At 26.4% G+C, this 16,755-nt stretch carries 15 protein-coding genes and 1 other RNA gene; 7 read left to right on the top strand and 9 right to left on the bottom strand.

Annotated features, from left to right (window positions below; all coding sequences use genetic code 11):
• Positions 1-5: 5 nt before the first annotated feature.
• From MPF13_RS07530 to MPF13_RS07515, 4 genes are all read right to left on the bottom strand, one after another.
• Entirely contained in the window at positions 6-1,439 is a 1,434-nt protein-coding gene (locus MPF13_RS07530; protein WP_249981743.1) for a M20/M25/M40 family metallo-hydrolase, read from the bottom strand.
• A 49-nt stretch (positions 1,440-1,488) separates the two neighbouring features.
• Positions 1,489-2,220: a hypothetical protein gene (locus tag MPF13_RS07525; RefSeq protein WP_249981742.1), complete on the bottom strand. Its 732-nt coding sequence runs from the start codon at positions 2,218-2,220 to the stop codon at positions 1,489-1,491.
• Positions 2,221-2,287: 67 nt separating this feature from the next.
• Entirely contained in the window at positions 2,288-4,051 is a 1,764-nt protein-coding gene (locus MPF13_RS07520) for a hypothetical protein (RefSeq protein ID WP_249981741.1), read from the bottom strand.
• Positions 4,051-7,122: a tetratricopeptide repeat protein gene (locus MPF13_RS07515; protein WP_249981740.1), complete on the bottom strand. Its 3,072-nt coding sequence runs from the start codon at positions 7,120-7,122 to the stop codon at positions 4,051-4,053. Before MPF13_RS07515 ends, MPF13_RS07520 begins: the two co-directional genes overlap by 1 nt.
• A gap of 162 nt (positions 7,123-7,284) precedes the next feature.
• Between MPF13_RS07515 and MPF13_RS07510 the strand changes: the two genes are divergently transcribed.
• Both MPF13_RS07510 and MPF13_RS07505 read left to right on the top strand, forming a co-directional pair.
• Positions 7,285-7,971 (top strand): cell division ATP-binding protein FtsE, encoded by a 687-nt coding sequence (locus tag MPF13_RS07510; RefSeq protein ID WP_249981739.1) that lies wholly within the window; start codon positions 7,285-7,287, stop codon positions 7,969-7,971.
• The gene (locus MPF13_RS07505; RefSeq protein WP_249981738.1) at positions 7,971-8,846 is read left to right on the top strand and encodes a glycosyltransferase family 2 protein; all 876 of its coding nucleotides are present in this window, start codon (positions 7,971-7,973) and stop codon (positions 8,844-8,846) included. The genes MPF13_RS07510 and MPF13_RS07505 overlap by 1 nt, the downstream gene beginning before the upstream one ends.
• Here MPF13_RS07505 and MPF13_RS07500 read toward each other — a convergent pair.
• Both MPF13_RS07500 and ssrA read right to left on the bottom strand, forming a co-directional pair.
• Positions 8,820-9,905 (bottom strand): glycosyltransferase, encoded by a 1,086-nt coding sequence (locus MPF13_RS07500; RefSeq protein WP_249981737.1) that lies wholly within the window; start codon positions 9,903-9,905, stop codon positions 8,820-8,822. The two genes, MPF13_RS07505 and MPF13_RS07500, sit on opposite strands and share 27 nt — an antisense overlap.
• Positions 9,906-10,351: 446 nt before the next feature.
• Positions 10,352-10,744: a transfer-messenger RNA gene (gene ssrA, locus MPF13_RS07495) on the bottom strand.
• Between the two features lie 131 nt (positions 10,745-10,875).
• Between ssrA and MPF13_RS07490 the strand changes: the two genes are divergently transcribed.
• From MPF13_RS07490 to MPF13_RS07480, 3 genes are all read left to right on the top strand, one after another.
• Positions 10,876-12,078, top strand: a complete 1,203-nt coding sequence (locus tag MPF13_RS07490; RefSeq protein ID WP_249981736.1) for an NAD(P)-dependent oxidoreductase — start codon at positions 10,876-10,878, stop codon at positions 12,076-12,078.
• Positions 12,068-12,301: a DUF3820 family protein gene (locus tag MPF13_RS07485; RefSeq protein WP_249981735.1), complete on the top strand. Its 234-nt coding sequence runs from the start codon at positions 12,068-12,070 to the stop codon at positions 12,299-12,301. Before MPF13_RS07490 ends, MPF13_RS07485 begins: the two co-directional genes overlap by 11 nt.
• Positions 12,302-12,366: 65 nt before the next feature.
• Positions 12,367-12,738 carry a DUF1801 domain-containing protein gene (locus MPF13_RS07480; RefSeq protein WP_249981734.1) on the top strand — a complete coding sequence of 124 codons (372 nt, stop codon included), beginning with the start codon at positions 12,367-12,369 and terminating at the stop codon, positions 12,736-12,738.
• On the opposite strand, the gene MPF13_RS07475 is transcribed toward MPF13_RS07480, so the two are convergent.
• Together MPF13_RS07475 and kdsA are read right to left on the bottom strand one after the other, a co-directional pair.
• Entirely contained in the window at positions 12,739-13,689 is a 951-nt protein-coding gene (locus tag MPF13_RS07475) for a transglutaminase domain-containing protein (protein ID WP_249981733.1), read from the bottom strand.
• Positions 13,690-13,907: 218 nt separating this feature from the next.
• Positions 13,908-14,726 (bottom strand): 3-deoxy-8-phosphooctulonate synthase, encoded by an 819-nt coding sequence (gene kdsA / locus MPF13_RS07470; RefSeq protein ID WP_249981732.1) that lies wholly within the window; start codon positions 14,724-14,726, stop codon positions 13,908-13,910.
• A 162-nt stretch (positions 14,727-14,888) separates the two neighbouring features.
• Here kdsA and MPF13_RS07465 point away from each other — a divergent pair, with 162 nt between their 5' ends.
• Positions 14,889-15,887, top strand: coding sequence for a M28 family peptidase (locus tag MPF13_RS07465; RefSeq protein WP_249981731.1), 999 nt, complete (start codon positions 14,889-14,891; stop codon positions 15,885-15,887).
• Positions 15,887-16,243 carry a TfoX/Sxy family protein gene (locus MPF13_RS07460; RefSeq protein WP_249981730.1) on the top strand — a complete coding sequence of 119 codons (357 nt, stop codon included), beginning with the start codon at positions 15,887-15,889 and terminating at the stop codon, positions 16,241-16,243. Before MPF13_RS07465 ends, MPF13_RS07460 begins: the two co-directional genes overlap by 1 nt.
• A gap of 32 nt (positions 16,244-16,275) precedes the next feature.
• On the opposite strand, the gene MPF13_RS07455 is transcribed toward MPF13_RS07460, so the two are convergent.
• Positions 16,276-16,722, bottom strand: a complete 447-nt coding sequence (locus MPF13_RS07455; RefSeq protein WP_249981729.1) for a hypothetical protein — start codon at positions 16,720-16,722, stop codon at positions 16,276-16,278.
• Positions 16,723-16,755: the final 33 nt, after the last annotated feature.

Genomic DNA, 16,755 nt, shown 5'->3' with positions numbered 1-16,755 from the left:
TTAATTTAGGGTTTTACAGGTGTGTTGTTGTATAAATATTTATCCATTAAATAAATAATACTAGCCATAGAAGCGCTACCCATTTCTAATTCTCTTTTGTTTACTTTGTCAAAAGTATCTGTACTTGTATGATGATAATCAAAATAACGTTGAGAATCTGGTCTGTAGCCAACAAGTGTTACATTTTCTCCTTTTAATGGACTAATATCTGCACCAGAACCACCCTTGTCTAAATCATGCAATCCATAAGGAGATAATAATTTTTTCCAACTTTGTAACAATTTTGTATTTACAGAATTTGCATCAATAGAAAAACCTCTAGGTGTATGACCACCTGCATCAGACTCTAAACCACCAATATGATTTTCTTTATTTAATTTGGCTAATTCAGCGTATTTTTTTGCACCTCTTGTTCCATTTTCTTCATTCATAAAAAATACAACTCTTAAAGTATTTTTAGGTTTAATGTTATTTTTCTTGAATAAATAGGCAACTTCTAATGATTGAACAATTCCTGTTCCATCATCATGAGCACCTTCACCTAAGTCCCAAGAATCTAAATGACCACCAACAACCATAATATTTTCTGGAGTTTCAGTTCCTTTAATTTCCCCAACAACATTAAAAGAAGGAGCATCAGGTAAAGTTTTACAATTTTGTTTAAAGTAAAATTTTAAATTAGGATTTGTTTTTAAATCTTCACTTAAAATATTAGCAGCTCTACTACTTATTGCTGCAGTTGGTATGTATTTGTCTTTAGGTAAGTTTCTATAACTCATTGTACCTGTATGAGGATAATCATCAATACCATTTGTCATAGAACGTACAATTACGCCTTTTGCGTCAAATTCTCCACAAATTGCTGCACCTGCAACTCTTTGATCTACACAACCACCATAAGCTCTAAAAGTATTGATTAATGTATTGTCGAATGGACGATTAAAAAATACAATTTTACCTTTCATTTTGTTTCCAAGAGCTTTAGCTTCTTCTATACTTTTAACTTCAATAACTTCTGCAGTTACACCATTTTTTGGAGTTGCAATAGAAAATCCTAAAGCACAAATTGGAACATTTTTTTTATTTCCGTTTATAGAATAATTGGCAACCTCTTTTTCTCCACGAACCCAATGAGGAACCATAACAGGTTGTAACCAAACAGAATCTAAACCAACTTTTTCCATTAAGTTTTTACCCCAAATTACACTTTTAGCAGCTTGTGGAGAACCAGATAATCTACCACCAATATTTTGTGTTAAATCTCTTAACCATTCATAAGATTGACCTTGTGTAAGAGCAGTATTAAATAGCGTTTTGATGTTTGTTGAGTCAATTTTTTCTTCTGAAGAAAATGCTGTAGATTTTACTTTTTTTTCGGGCTTTTGATTACAAGCAACAATTAAAATAGAACCTAAAAGTAGGAGTGATAGTTTTTTCATATTAAGTAGATTATTAGATTTTATAAATCTACAAAAATGAATTGAGAAATTATTTTATTTGAAAATGAATATGATCATCATGTCTAACAGCTTTACAACCATGAAATCTAATTTTTGAATTATTGACTTTAAGTCTTAATTTTAGATGTGGTTCAATAAAAAGTTTACTTACTTTTTTGTTTTCTACAATTGTATTGATGAGTTTTTTTGTAGCATAATTTGAAAGCCTAACTTTTTTATTATTACTACCAAAAGTTAAATATTTAGTAAAATCATATTGCAAAAATCCTTTGTCTTTACAGATTTTGGATTGATTTATCTCTTTATTATGAGGTTCTACAAATATCCCATATCCACTATTTGATGGTTTTAGATTTGTTAACTTTTTATTGTGGTCTTCATATATAAATGAAATGTCGATTTTTTTACCATCATTATGGCTCAAGTGAGGTAGAAGAGGAAAACCATTAAAAAAAGGGAAATTAGCATCTAAATATGTAATTTTAATATTTGGTAATTCTTTACTAATTTCTTTAGAAACAGAAATTAAAACCGAGTTTAGTTTTGGTTTTACATAATTTCTATTACAAATGATTGTAAAAAAATTATGAGCTTCTAAATTATAAGTGTTTTGAATTTTAACTCGACCAAATTTAGGTGCAAGTTTTGGGATAATAAAAAATGTAGAAATTAAATAAATAAAAATAAATACCAAAAACCTTTTAAGTTTATATTTTGATTTATGCTTAGAGATACTAATTAAAGATATTAAATATATCAATCCACCTATTTGGGTTGTGATTGTTAGTAGTATAATAATTAAAAAATGAATAATTTTTTTCACTTACTTAAAAATCAAACTTATAAGTAATTCCTCCTAAAACCTGAAAACCTTGTGTATTGTAATTTGCAAAACGTTGGTACTCTGTATTTAATATGTTATTTAATTTAAGAAATGCAGAAAATTTATCATTAAAATGGTAACCACCATTTAAATTTACATCAACAAAAGCATTTATAGTTTCAATTCCTTTAAAGCTAGATGGGTATTGTGCATTATAAAGTGCATCTTGTCTTTCACTCACATAAAATATATTAGAAGAAGCAAACCATTTAGCTTTTTTATATTTGGTAGAAAAAGAAGCTTCTATAGAAGGTAAATTCCATGTTTCTAAAGCGTTTTTTAAAGTATATATATTATAGTTTCCTAAAATGCTAAAAGAAAGATTTTTAGAAAAATCATATTCTATTTCACCAAGTAGGGTAGTAGTTTTTACATCATCATAATAAATGCTAAAAGAATTTCCATATTCATAACCTTTAAATGTGTTTCCATTAATTGCATTATTGGTTCCATCAGATTTAGAAGCATTTCTTAAAAATAGTGGTTTGTCTTCTTCTGTTTTATTACTAGCCTTAAAATTAAAACTTAAACTGCTATTAATTTTACCATTTAATCCTATAAATAAAATTGATTTTTCTAACGTTTGTGTAATAAAAAGAGTAGGAGAAACATAAGGATTTTCGTCTGTAAAATTTTTGAATGTATTTGTATGCAAATCTCCTGAAAGACCTGTGTAAATATTTAAATAGTTTTTTAAAATAGGACCATGAATTAACACATCTGGTATTAAAAAGAAATTATTGGAATTATTTTCAGGATCTAAAGAGGCAATTAAATGAAGACCAGTTTTTATATTAAAATTTAGAAAAGACATTTTGTACTCTGGCTTTACTTTAAAAGTAGTTGTAGCATATTTAATAGAATTTCTATTTTCATAATTAGATTTAAATTCACCTTTTAAAAATTCTATGCTAGTTCTAATAGAAATTTCATTTAAATTCCTGAAGAAATAAGATAAAGGGAGATTTAATTTTGAATCAAAATTTGCTAAAATTTCTGAACTATTATAACGATCTGTAAAATATGTAGCACTTATTTTTCCATAATCTATATAAGAATCTTTAAAAGTGAAATGGCCAATTAGCTCAAAATAATTGTATTCTTGTTCAGGATTAATGGAATTAGTTGTTGGTTCTGAAAAAGTAATATTAGGCAAACCATACCAATTGTATAATTTTCTTTCGGAATTTAAACTTACTTTCCAATCAAAATAACGGACTTGTTGTTTGTAAAAAGCGCCAATATTATAATTTGAAAAATTACTAGCTAAAATAGAGTTGTTAACATTGTTTTCTGAAGCTAAATATTTTGCATTAAAACCAAATTCATTTTTAAAACGTGTACTATGATGCAAGTAAGTTTCAAAATATGGGGTTGTATAATTTCCAAATCCAAGTGCTAAATAATTTTTATAGATGCGTTCTTTTATACCCACATCAATACCCTTAACAGCTCCACTTTTAGGAATAAAAGTAGAAGCAACAGGAGCAGAAAAAATAGTGTATTCTAATTTTTTCTTTTCATTCTTTTTTAGCAACTTTATTTTTGGGTTCTTTTTTATTTTTTTAGCATCAGCAATTTTAGGGTTGTATTTTGTAACAATATTTACAACTTCTGTTTTTACAGTGTCTATAGGTTGTTTCTTTTTTTGAGCATAAAAGTTCAAAAAAACAAAACATGTTAAAAATAATGTGAAACCTTTTTTCATTAATTTTTATTCTTTTTAGCGTCTTTTTTATTAGTGTCTTCTTCTATAATTGGAGTTACAGAATTGTTAGTTTTGGCTTCGTTTTCTTTAATTATTTTTAATTCTTTTTCTGCTTCTTCAATTATGTCTTTAAATTGTTTAAAGTTCTTAATTATGTTTTCTAATACAAATGTTGCCTGATAAACATCTCTTAATCCGTAATAATTTTTACCCATTATTACATAACTTTTTACAGCCCAATATTTATAAGAAGAATAATTTGCAATTAGATTTTGTACAATTTTGTTAGATTCTGCAAATTCTTTTTGCTGATTCTTAAAAAATGCATTGTAGTATAATGCTTCTGCTTTTAATTGACCTGTTGCGTTTCTTTCTATTTCTGTATAGTATTCTTCTGCAGTATAAAAGTCTTCATTTTTAACAGAAGTACGAGCAATTATAATTTTAGCATCGTTTTCTAATTTAGTTTCTAATTTATCTCTTAAAAGTATTTTTTTAGCGTATTCTAAAGCAAGATCAAAAGCTTCTGTTTCATAGTACCCTTTCATTAAATTACTTTGAGCAAATAAAATGTTTTCATTTGCATAAGCTTCTTGTTCTAGTCTGTCTAAAAGAGGTAAAGCATTGTTAAATTGGTTTTTCTCTAAATATATTTGAGATAATTTACTTAAAGAATCTTCACTAAACTCATTTTGTTCTTCTTCTAAAACTACTTCATAATAGGCTATAGATTGTTCAAATTGTTTTACTTTAAATAAAATATCTGCTAAATAATAATTTGCTTTTAATTTGTGTATTCCTGTAGGGAAAGATCTTGTGTATTTGGTAAGTAAATCTATTATTTCATCGCCATTTTTAGAATCAAAATATTTTTTTTCGGCAACTGCAAAAGTAGTGTTGTCTAATTCTGCATTTGTAATATTTATAAATTTTAAAGTACTAATCCAATTTACATAATCATCTAAGTTACCTTCATCTATATAAATGTTTCTAGCATTTGCTACAGCTTCAAAAGCATCTGGAGAATTTGGGAATCTACTAGCAGTTTCTTTAAATTTTTCTAAAGCATCTAAATTTTTATTATCATTATAAAACAACAATCCTTTTCTTACCAAAACCTTTGGTAAAAATATACTGTTAGGGTGTTTTTCTATAATTCTATTATAAGCTAAATGTGCTTTTTCATTATCTTTTATTAATGTATATGTATTTGCTAATTGAAACAAAGCATCGTCTTTTAATGTTGATACATTATATTCATTTACAACATTTGTTAAGGCTTTTATTTTAGCGTTATTGTTTTCTGTAAATCCATAACTCATACCAATTTGATATTGAGCATAATCTGAATTTGAACCAGAGTTTTCTACAACTTTAGTATACGATTTAATAGCATCAGAATAATTTCTAATTGCAAAATAACTATCTCCTAAACGTATTTGTGCATCATCTTTTGTTTCTGTATCAATAGAAGAATTTTTTAAGAAATTGTAAAAAGAAGTAACAGCATTATTATAATCTTTTAATTTAAAATTACAGTAACCTAAGTTATAATCAATTAAAGTAAATTCTTCATTTTTAGAAGTTAACTCTTTTTTTAAAGTAGTAAATTTTGTTAATGCTTCTGTGTAATTATTTAATCTATAAAGGGTTTCTGCTTCCCAATATTGGGCTTTTTCTTTTACAGAAATTTCTTTGGCTTTTTTGCTTTCTATAAAAAAGGGTAAAGATTCTTTTAGTTTACGTTCATTAAATAATTGAATTCCTCTATACAATGAAATTTCAGGAATTAATTCTAAGTTAGATTTAGATTTTTTTTGATTTAAAAACTCTAAAGCACCTTTGTAATCTTGTTGATGTAAGAATGAAGAAATTACTAAATCATTTATTTCTTTGTATTCTTTAGATTTAGGATAAGCTTTTAAATAATCTTGTAAAACTTCTGCGACACTCTTAAAAGGATTACCTGCTTCATAACTTAATTTGGCGTAATTTAAAGCTGCATCTTGTTTTATTTTTTTATTAAAATCCATTTCAGAAGCAGTTTTAAATGCATTTAATGCCTCTGTTTTTTTGTCTAAATTAAGATAACATTCACCTAAATGATAGTATGCGTTTTGAGAAACGTAATTCTTTTCATCAATAATTTTATTAAAATTACTAATGGCATTTTCAAAATCGTTCTGTTTGTAATATGCAAAACCAAGTTGATAAAAATCTGTATTAATCCATTTCCCTTTTTTTCCTTTATAAGCTTTTAAGTAGGGTATAGCTTCACTATATTTTTTTAAATTGAAATAACTTTCTCCAATAATTTTAGAAATTTCTGATTTTTCTTTTCTTTTTACAGTCTTAATTAGTTCTTCACCAACTAATACACAACGTTCAAATTTTCCTGCTTGAAAACTAATATCTAGTAAATAGTAAGAAATTTCTATTCTATAAGTATCATTATCAGCAATTTTCTTTAAAGTAGATTCTGCAATTCCGTAATCTTCTAATTTATAAGCAATGTATCCATAATAATATCTAGAATCATTACCATACTTAGGGTCATTTATTAAAGGAAGAAATTGCTCTTTAGCTAAGATTAAATTATTAGTTACTAAATATGCATATCCCATTTTAAAATTAAGTTCTTTTCTATCTTCTTTAGAAAGGATATCTACATTAATTTTTAAAAACCATTTTAAAGCGTAAGCTGCTTTTTTATTCGCAAAATAATAATTAGCAACATTAAAAAAAGCTTTGTTTTTTTTACTACTGTTAGGGTTTTCTTCAATAAAAGTTAATATTTTTTTATCTGCTTTTGGCTGATTTAATCTAACAGCACAAATAGCATCATAATAAGCAGCATCAGATTTTAAGTTAGAGTTTAAAGCAGCATTTTTATTTATTGCTATAAATTTTTTCTGAGCAGCAGCATATGCCTTGTTATTAAATAACCTAGTTGCTTCATTATATTTTGTTAAAATATTTGCATCTACAATTGTTTGTTGGCTAAAACCAACAAAAGTTATTAGAAAAATGAAACAGGTAAAAAAAAGTTTTTTAAAAAAAACAAACCTCATACAATTATTTTTGATACTTAAAATGAATAACGAACATTTTTAAATTTTGTTTGATGGGGGAAGAAAAAATGTGAAAACATTTTAGACCAAAAGTAATAATTGTTTATAATTCATAGTATAAAATCGTTCAAAAATTTTAAGTTTGTAGAAACAAGTTATTTTATGGAAAAACCAATCTTACATTTAGAAAATGCAGATATTTATCAAAGAGATAATTTGGTCTTGTCTAAAGTTAACTTGTCATTACAAAAAGGAGAGTTTTATTATTTAATTGGTAAAACAGGAAGTGGTAAAAGTAGTTTAATGAAAACTCTTTATGGTGATTTAAAACTGCAAAGAGGTATAGGTAATATTGTAGATTTTGATTTAAAAAAAATTAAAGAAAAAGAAATTCCTTTTCTAAGAAGAAAAATTGGAATTGTTTTTCAAGATTTTAAATTATTAAGTGATAGAACTGTTTTTGGAAATTTAGAATTTGTTTTAAAAGCTACTGGTTGGAAAGACAAAGAAAAAATAAAAGAAAAAATAAACGAAGTTTTAGATAAAGTAGGCATGAAAGCCCAATACTATAAAAAAACTTTTGAACTTTCTGGAGGAGAACAACAACGAATTGCAATTGCTAGAGCATTATTAAATGATCCAGAATTAATTTTAGCAGATGAACCTACAGGTAATTTAGACCCAAAAACATCTTTAGAGGTTATGGAGCTTCTTAATGAAATTCATAAAAGCGGAAAAACTATTTTAATGGCTACTCATGATTATCAATTAATTGTAAAATATAAAAAGAGAACAATTAAATGTGAAGCAGGAGAGTTGTTTGAAGTTACTCAAAAAACTACAGTTTAATGCTATCCATATTAATTGCTTCCTATAACAGAAATGTGGTTCAATTAATAGAAGAACTTAATTGTCAATTAATAAATTCTAAAATAGATTTCGAAATTATTTGTTTTGATGATGCTTCAAATAGTAAAGAAAATTTAGCAAATCAAATAATTAATAATTTACCTTTTTGTAGTTTTCAATCTTTACAAAAAAATATTGGTAGAAGCGCAATTAGAAACTTATTAGCTTCTAAAGCAAAGTATAAATGGTTGTTGTTTTTAGATGCAGATGTTTTACCAACTTCATCTACTTTTATTTCTAATTATCTACAAGAAATAAAGAAAACTAAATATGCTGTTTTTTTAGGAGGAATTAAATATAGAGATATTGATAATAAGAATTTACTACGTTGGAAATTTGGTAAACAAAGTGAAGAAATTTCTATAATTGATAGAACTAAGAATCCATATAAATACTTTTTTACAGCAAATTTTTTAATAGATAAAACAACTTTTGAATCTGTTAAGTTTAACGAAGATTTGTTAGAATATGGTTATGAAGATTTATTGTTTTCTAAAGAATTATATTCTAAGAATGTAAAGATAAAACAAACTAAGAATGAAGTATTTCATTTAGGGATAGATGAAAATTTAGCCTTTCTTTCTAAAACTAAAAAAGCAATTTTAAATCTACATATTCTTTTACAAAAAGGCCTGTTAAAAGAAGAGGATACCAATCTTACAAAAGTTTATTTTAAATATAAAAGCTTTGGATTGTTTCGTTTTTTAAACTTATTTTCTGATGTTTTAGAAAAATTAGCGCTAAAAAAATCTTCAGTATTTTATTATAATTTATTTAGGCTTGTTTATTTACATCAAGTTATTAAAAATAGATAATAATTTTTCTTCTTGTTTTTCCCAAATTAATTCTGCTTTAGCATAGTTTATTTCAGTAGAAAAGTTTTTTAATAAAATATTATTAATCTGATTAGCTAATTTTTTAGGTTCTCTACTTTTAATTATTTCTCCAACTTTAAAATTTTCTACAACTCTTTTCATTTCTGGTAAATCAGACACTAAAATTGGAACTTCTGCTTGTATATAATCGAAAATTTTATTTGGTAGCGCAAATCTGTAATTTAATCCTAAATCTTCTTCTACACTAATTCCTAAATTGGCTAAAGGGGTTATTTTGTGCAATTCATCTGGAGGTAATTTTCCTAAGAAAAAAATACGATCATTTAATTTTTTTTCTTTTACTTTAAGAATCAACTCCTCATAAATGTCTCCATCACCAACAATAACTAAAATGCAATTATCTAAAAATTGCATAGTATTAATCATCATTTCTAAACCTCTTCCTAAATTAATTGCACCTTGATAGAGTATAATTTTTTTCCCTTTTTTATCAAAAGGAAAATTACTTACAATTACATTTTTTTTGATAGGAAGATTCATAATTACCTGAAATTTTGAATCATATTTTTTATCATAATATACAGCAATACTGTTACAAACTGTGTAAGAATTTTTAAGTTTTGGTAGTATAAAACTTTCTAAAGTAGACCAGATTTTTTTTACGAATGGTTTTTTTACAAGTTCTGGTATTTCAGGAAATAATTCATGACTATCATAAACTACTTTTTTATTTTGAATTTTGCTAACCAGGAAATTTGATAATAGAGTATCTAAATCATTAGAAAGTAAAATATCTTTTTTAGTGAATAAAAGAATAAAAAAAAGCCTAAAATTATATTCAGCATAGAACAAAAAACCTTTATTAAAAATTAAATTGATTCTTTTAGTGTTATATTTTCTATTTAAAACTGTGCTTTTCTTTAGTTTTCTACCAATTAACAAAACATTAAAACCATTATTATGTAAAGTATTACAAACTTTATCTACACGTTGGTCTGTAGATAAATCGTTAGTTACTGAAACAATAATTCTTTTCAATGGATTATAGTGTTTTAAGAAAACAAAATTACTTTTTTTTAAGGTCTTTTTAATTATAAACCTATAATAGGTTTTTTAAATTTTTTTATCAACTAATTTGAATTAAATATAAAGTTTTAGTTTAAAAATTACATTATTAAAAATAATTAACTTAAATTTGAATCAATAATTGCACGAAAAAGTTAAAAAATATTATTAACTTATTTCAATCCCCCAAAAATGTGTAAATGCCCATCATGTGATTCTAGTTCTAGAAGAAGGCTAGAAAGAAATTTTATTTTAAAATTAGTGCCAAAAGCAAAATATTATAAATGCTATAGGTGTAAAACAAAATTTTTAAAGGTTCCTTTTATTTTAAATTCGTTTGTAATAAAAAGAGAATTACCAAGAGATATTCAAGTAATGAACTAAAAATAAAAACCTCCAAATTTGGAGGTTTTTATTTTTTGTGGAGACGCCGAGAATCGAACTCGGGTCCAAACAAGCAGCCAAAAAGCTTTCTACATACTTAGTTCTTTCTTAATTTTCGATTTAAAGCTGATTAAGAACAATCCACTTTAAACTTATCTTTTTTAGTTTCAAAAACCTGCCAAAGCTTCAAGTTTTCTATATTTACTTTTACGATGCCCAAAAGTGAAACGCCGTAAATCAAGGCTTTTCGTGGACATAAAGCTTGCTCACCTTGTGAGCCTAGGCTAATCTTACTATAATTCAGATTATGCAGCTAAAGCGTAGTTATCTTCGCCGTTTAAAAAGTTGAAATAAGTTTTACAAGAATAATTTCATTCCTTGATATGCTTACAAATTCACTGTCCTTGCTGTCAAAACCAGTCGTCCCCAATTTGTCAAAGACAAGATTGCAAAAGTATAAAAAATACAGTTGCTTATCATTATAAATTCTAATATCTTCGAGCAAATATTATACCATTTATACTGAATTTGTTTCAGCTTCATTTAAAATATTAGAAATATGAAATTTGGCATTATTAAAGAACGTAAAAATCCACCAGATAGAAGAGTAGTTTTTTCACCAGAAAAATTACAACAATTTAAAAATCAGTTTTCTAAAGCAACAATTAAAGTTGAAAAATCTGATATTAGAATTTTTTCTGATGAAAATTACATAAATGCTGGATTAGAAGTTACTGAAAATATGTCTGATTGTGATGTTCTTTTAGGTGTAAAAGAAGTGCCAATTGATGCTTTAATTCCAAATAAAAAGTACTTTTTCTTTAGTCATACAATTAAAAAACAACCTTATAATAGAAAGTTATTATTAGCTATTTTAAATAAAAATATAGAATTGTACGATCATGAAACAATTGTAAGAGAAAATGGAATGCGTTTAATTGGTTTTGGACGTTATGCAGGAATTGTTGGTGCTTACAATGGTTTTAGAGCAATTGGATTGAAAAATAAATCGTTTAATTTACCAAAAGCTGAAACTTTATATAGTCAAAAAGAATTAATTGAAGAATTAAATACTATTAAGCTACCAAACTTAAAAATTCTTTTAACTGGAAATGGAAAAGTTGCTTATGGTGCTAAAGAGATGTTAGATGCAATGCATATTAAAGAAGTTTCTGTAGAAGAATATTTAAAAAAATCTTTTGAAGAACCTGTGTATTGTTTAGCAGATGTTTTAGATTACAATAAACGTAAAGATGGACAAGTTATAGACAATTTCGATTTTTATAATCACCCAGAAAATTATGAATCTAATTTTATGCGATTTGCAGAAGTAACAGACTTTTTTATTGCTGGTCATTTTTATGGTAATGGAGCTCCTTATTTATTTACTAGAGAAGATGCCAAAAAAGATAATTTTAATATAAAATTTGTTGCAGATATTTCTTGTGATGTTGATGGACCAGTAGCTTCTACTATAAAAGCTTCTACAATTGCAGATCCAATTTATGGCTATAACCCAATTACTGAGTCTGAAGCTGATTATAAAGATGATAATGTAATTGTTGTAATGGCTGTAGATAATTTACCATGTGAATTACCTAAAGATGCCAGTGAAGGTTTTGGAGAAATGTTTTTAGAAAATGTTATTCCTGCTTTTTTTAACAATGATAAAGATGGAGTTTTAGCAAGAGCAAAAATGACTGAAAATGGAAAGCTAACAGAAAGATTTTCTTATTTACAAGATTTTGTTGATGGAAAATAGTAATGTAGAAAATCAAAAAATACTTATTGATTTAGCTAAAATGAAAATGCCTTTTGGTAAATACAAAGGACGTTTTCTAATTGATTTACCAGAACATTATGTAGTATGGTATCATAACAAAGGTTTTCCAAAAGGTAAGTTAGGACAACAGTTAGAGTTGGTTTATGAACTAAAATTAAATGGATTAGAAGATATTATTAGAAAAATTAGGAGGAAGTTTTAGTTTTACTATTTTTTGTTTTCTTCTATTTACTTTTTAATTTTTTAATCTAATTAAAAATAAAAAAAATGAAACCAGCAGAAGCTTATATTTTAAATCAACCAGAACCTTTTAAATCTATCTTGTTGCACTTGCAAATTTTAATTGAAACTAGTTTTCCTGAAGTTGATTTACAGTTTAAATGGAAAATTCCTTTTTATTATTTAGACGAAAAACCTTTTTGTTATTTAAATCCTTCTAAAAAGAAAGGATATGTAGATGTTGCTTTTTGGGTTTCAGCTCATCTTACAAAATACAATGAGTTTTTAATTTCTGAAAATAGAAAAGTTGTAAAATCTTTACGATACAAGACTATAGAAGATATTAATGAAGAAATATTATTAACTGTTTTAGAAGAAGCACATCAATTAAAAGACAAAGGTTTTTATAAAAAAAGTTAACTATTTTGTTTTAAATTGAATTGCTATTTCGTTGTTTATAAAAATATTTAAAACCGATTTTCTCTTAGCTTTTAAAAAAGTTAAAGTTGTAATGTTTTTATCAATGCTAATTTTTGGTTTTTTAGCATAACGTTGTCCTTTAAAAGTATAGTAAATCAATAAGTTTGGATCTAATTTTTTTAATTTTAGAGTAATTTCTTTTGATTGATTTACCTTTAAAATTCCTGTTTTTTGATTTATTAAAGTAGCTTTAGAATTTAAAAAGGAGTTGCTAAATATAGGTTGATTGTAAAACTCTTTTTTAACAAATTTGCTATTATCTTTTCTCCATTTTAAGTCTTCAGAAAAGTGTGTTTTTAAAATTTTTTCTTTTGGAATATTGTAAAAATAGTCATCAAATTTTTGAATCCATTTTCCATTCATTTCGTAACCTGCAGCCCAAGTAGCATCTATAATTAACCAATTTCCATTAATTTTTACAGCGTTCCATGCATGGTTTGTATATTTTTCTGGTTTGCCAATTTTATTAGGATTTACTCTAACGTTTCCTTTTATAACTTCAGATTCTAATCCAAGAATATCACATGTTTTTTTAAAAGCTTGGGCATAATCTTCACAAACCCCAACTTTTGTTTTAAATACTTCTAAAACTAGTTCATCTTTTAAAGCTTGTAATTTTTGCTGTTTTTCATCTTCTGTAGCATAACTAAATTTATAACTTCTAGAAGGATTGTAATACTCTTTTAAATTATATCTAATGTTTTTAGATAACCAAAAAAATACTGCTCTAGCTTTATTTTTATCAGTAGTAAAATCTTTGGCAATTTTTTTTGCTAAATCTTCAACCTTAGAAAAGGTAGTGTATTCAGAAACAATGTCGTCTACTTTTGTATAGTCTTGACTATGTAGCGATGTTGTAAATAAGATTAAGAAAAATAAAAGTTGTTTCATTATAAAAAGATAAACAACTTTATAAAACAAAAATTGTGCCTTTAATATTTTATAAAAGTAAAACCCTTTAGATAATTAAAAATCTAAAGGGTTTGTACATTTATTATTGAATTGGCTATGTGCGTTAAGGATTGAGCGGTTTGTTTGAGCTCTTTTTTCATTTTTTAGAAAAAAAGCGAGTAGCGAAAGCCTGTTAAAACGCCCAAAAAATCTATTTTTTATAATTTATTAATCGTTTTTCTAATAGTAACTAAGTTTGTTAACAAACTTTCTAAATTGTCTAAATGTAACATATTTGCGCCATCAGATTTTGCATTTGCAGGGTCAAAATGAGTTTCTATAAATAAACCATCTACATTATTTACAACTCCAGCTCTTGCAATTGTTTCAATCATTTCTGGTCTACCACCAGTAACACCTGCAGATTGATTTGGTTGTTGTAAAGAATGGGTTACATCTAAAACTGTAGGAGCAAAGGCTCTCATTTCTGGAATTCCTCTAAAATCTACAATCATGTCTTGGTAACCAAACATGGTACCTCTGTCTGTGATCCACGCTTTTTCAGAACCAGCATCTTTTACTTTTTGTACAGCATGTTTCATGGCATCTGGACTCATAAATTGTCCTTTTTTTAAGTTGACAACTTTACCTGTTTTTGCAGCAGCTACTACTAAATCTGTTTGACGAACTAAAAAAGCAGGAATCTGCAAAACATCTACATATTTTGCAGCTTTTGCAGCATCTGAAACTTCGTGAATATCTGTAACAGTTGGTACGTTAAAAGTTTCTGAAACTTTGCGTAAAATTTTTAAAGCTTTTTCGTCTCCAATACCTGTAAAACTATCAATTCTACTTCTGTTTGCTTTTTTAAAACTACCTTTAAAAATATAAGGAATTTCTAATTTATCGGTAATTGAAATTACTTTTTCAGCAATCCTTAAAGCCATTTCTTCTCCTTCTATAGCACAAGGACCAGCAAGTAAAAAGAAATTATTAGAATCTGTATGTTTTATATTTGGTATAAGAGATAAATCCATTTGTAAAATTTTATGCGAAAATACGAAAAATTAAACGTTAAAAACGTTTGAATTTTAGATTCTGAATCAAGTTCAGAATGACAGTTTCAAATGTTTTCTAAACAAAGTTTAGAAGTCTCTTTTCAATTAATTAGCTATATTTAGCCTTTAAAACCAAATAAAATGAAAAAAATATTCACTATAATTTTAATGTCTGCAGTTGTTTTTTCTTGCAAAACTAATTCAGAAAAGAATACAGTAATAAAAAAAGAAGCAACTATAGATTCTGTAACTGTTAAAAAGCATTTATACACTTTGGCTGATGATGATATGGAAGGAAGAAGAACTGGTACTCCAGGAATTGAAAAGGCTGCAAAATATATTGAAAACGAATTTAAAAGAATAGGTTTAAGCACTTATGATACGTTAAATGATTATAGACAAACATTTACGTTTACAGATAGAAGATCTAAAAAAGAGATAACAACAAGTAATATTATTGGTGTATTAGAAGGAAAAAGTAAAAAAGATGAAATTGTAGTTGTTTCTGCTCATTATGATCATTTAGGAATTAGAAAAAAAGAAGGACAATTAGATAGTATTTATAATGGTGCAAATGATGATGCTTCTGGAGTTACAGGAGTGTTAACTTTGGCAGAATATTTTAAAGCAAAAGGAAATAATGAAAGAACCATTCTTTTTGTAGCATTTACAGGAGAAGAAATGGGTTTAATAGGTTCTACTCATTTTGGAAAAGGAATAGATGCTTCTAAATTTGTTGCAGGTATTAACTTAGAAATGATTGGTAAAACACCAAGTTTTGGTCCAAATACAGCTTGGTTAACAGGTTTTGAACGTTCAGACTTTGGTAAGATTGTACAAAAGAATTTAGAAGGTTCTGGTTATGCTTTACATCCTGATCCTTATGTGAAATTTAATTTATTTTTTAGGTCTGATAATGCTTCTTTAGCAAGATTAGGTGTGCCTTCTCATACTTTTTCTACTTCACCAATAGATACAGATAAAGATTACCATAAAGCTTCTGATGAAGCAGCAACTTTAAATATGACTGTGGTAACCGAAACTATTAAAGCTGTAGCAAAAGGAACAGAAAGTATTATTAGCGGAAAAGATACACCAACTAGAGTAGTTTTAGAAGAAAAAAAAGCAACTAGAACATAATGGCTTTTTCTGAGTTTTTAGCTGATAGAGTCTCTCAATTTTTTAGAGAAAAAAGCATTCATTTTCTTGCAAAAAAAATGTTTGGAGGATTGGTTTTTATGGTTGATGATAAGATGTGTGTGGGGGTAATGAAAGACCAAATTATGGCTAGAATAAATCCAGATATTTACGACGAATCTTTAAGAAAAGAAGGTTGTACAAGTATGGATTTTACCAAAAAAACAATGAAAGGCTTTGTGTATTTAAATGATGAAGCTATAGATTTAGATGAAAATTTATATTATTGGTTGCAATTGGCATTAGACTTTAATCCGTTAGCAAAAGCAAGTAAAAAAAAGAAATCCTCTAAAAATTAATTTAGAGGATTTGTTATTTTTTTAATATATTTCTAGAATTGATATCTTACAGCTAAAGCAATATTAGAGTTTAATCCGTCTAAACCACCAGCAATACCAATTTCTGGTCTATAATCAATAGATATTAATATAGGTTCATCAAAACTATATTCAATACCAATAACACCACTTCCATAAATACCAGTTCCACTTGCAGAAACCAATCCTGCACCAGCACCAGCATACCAATTAAAATTGTTTTCTAAATTCCAGACCCATTGATATAATCCTGTAGCTTTAAAATTACTGAATTCATTAGCTAAACCTAAATCAATTTCTAATCGATTATTATCACCCAATGCTTTTTGATAAGAAATTTCTGCACCAGCACCATTTCCACCACTAAAACGTAATCCAATTGCATTGTCTGATATTTCTTGGGCATTTGCAGAAAATGTTGCAGCTAAAAATAAGCTAAATACTAATAATACTTTTTTCATTTTTTAAATTTTTATTTTAAACAAAATTACATT

Origin of the sequence: Polaribacter sp. Z022, from assembly GCF_023555495.1 — a bacterium.
Taxonomy (GTDB): Bacteria; Bacteroidota; Bacteroidia; order Flavobacteriales; family Flavobacteriaceae; genus Polaribacter.
This window is presented reverse-complemented; position numbering and strand designations above follow the sequence as displayed.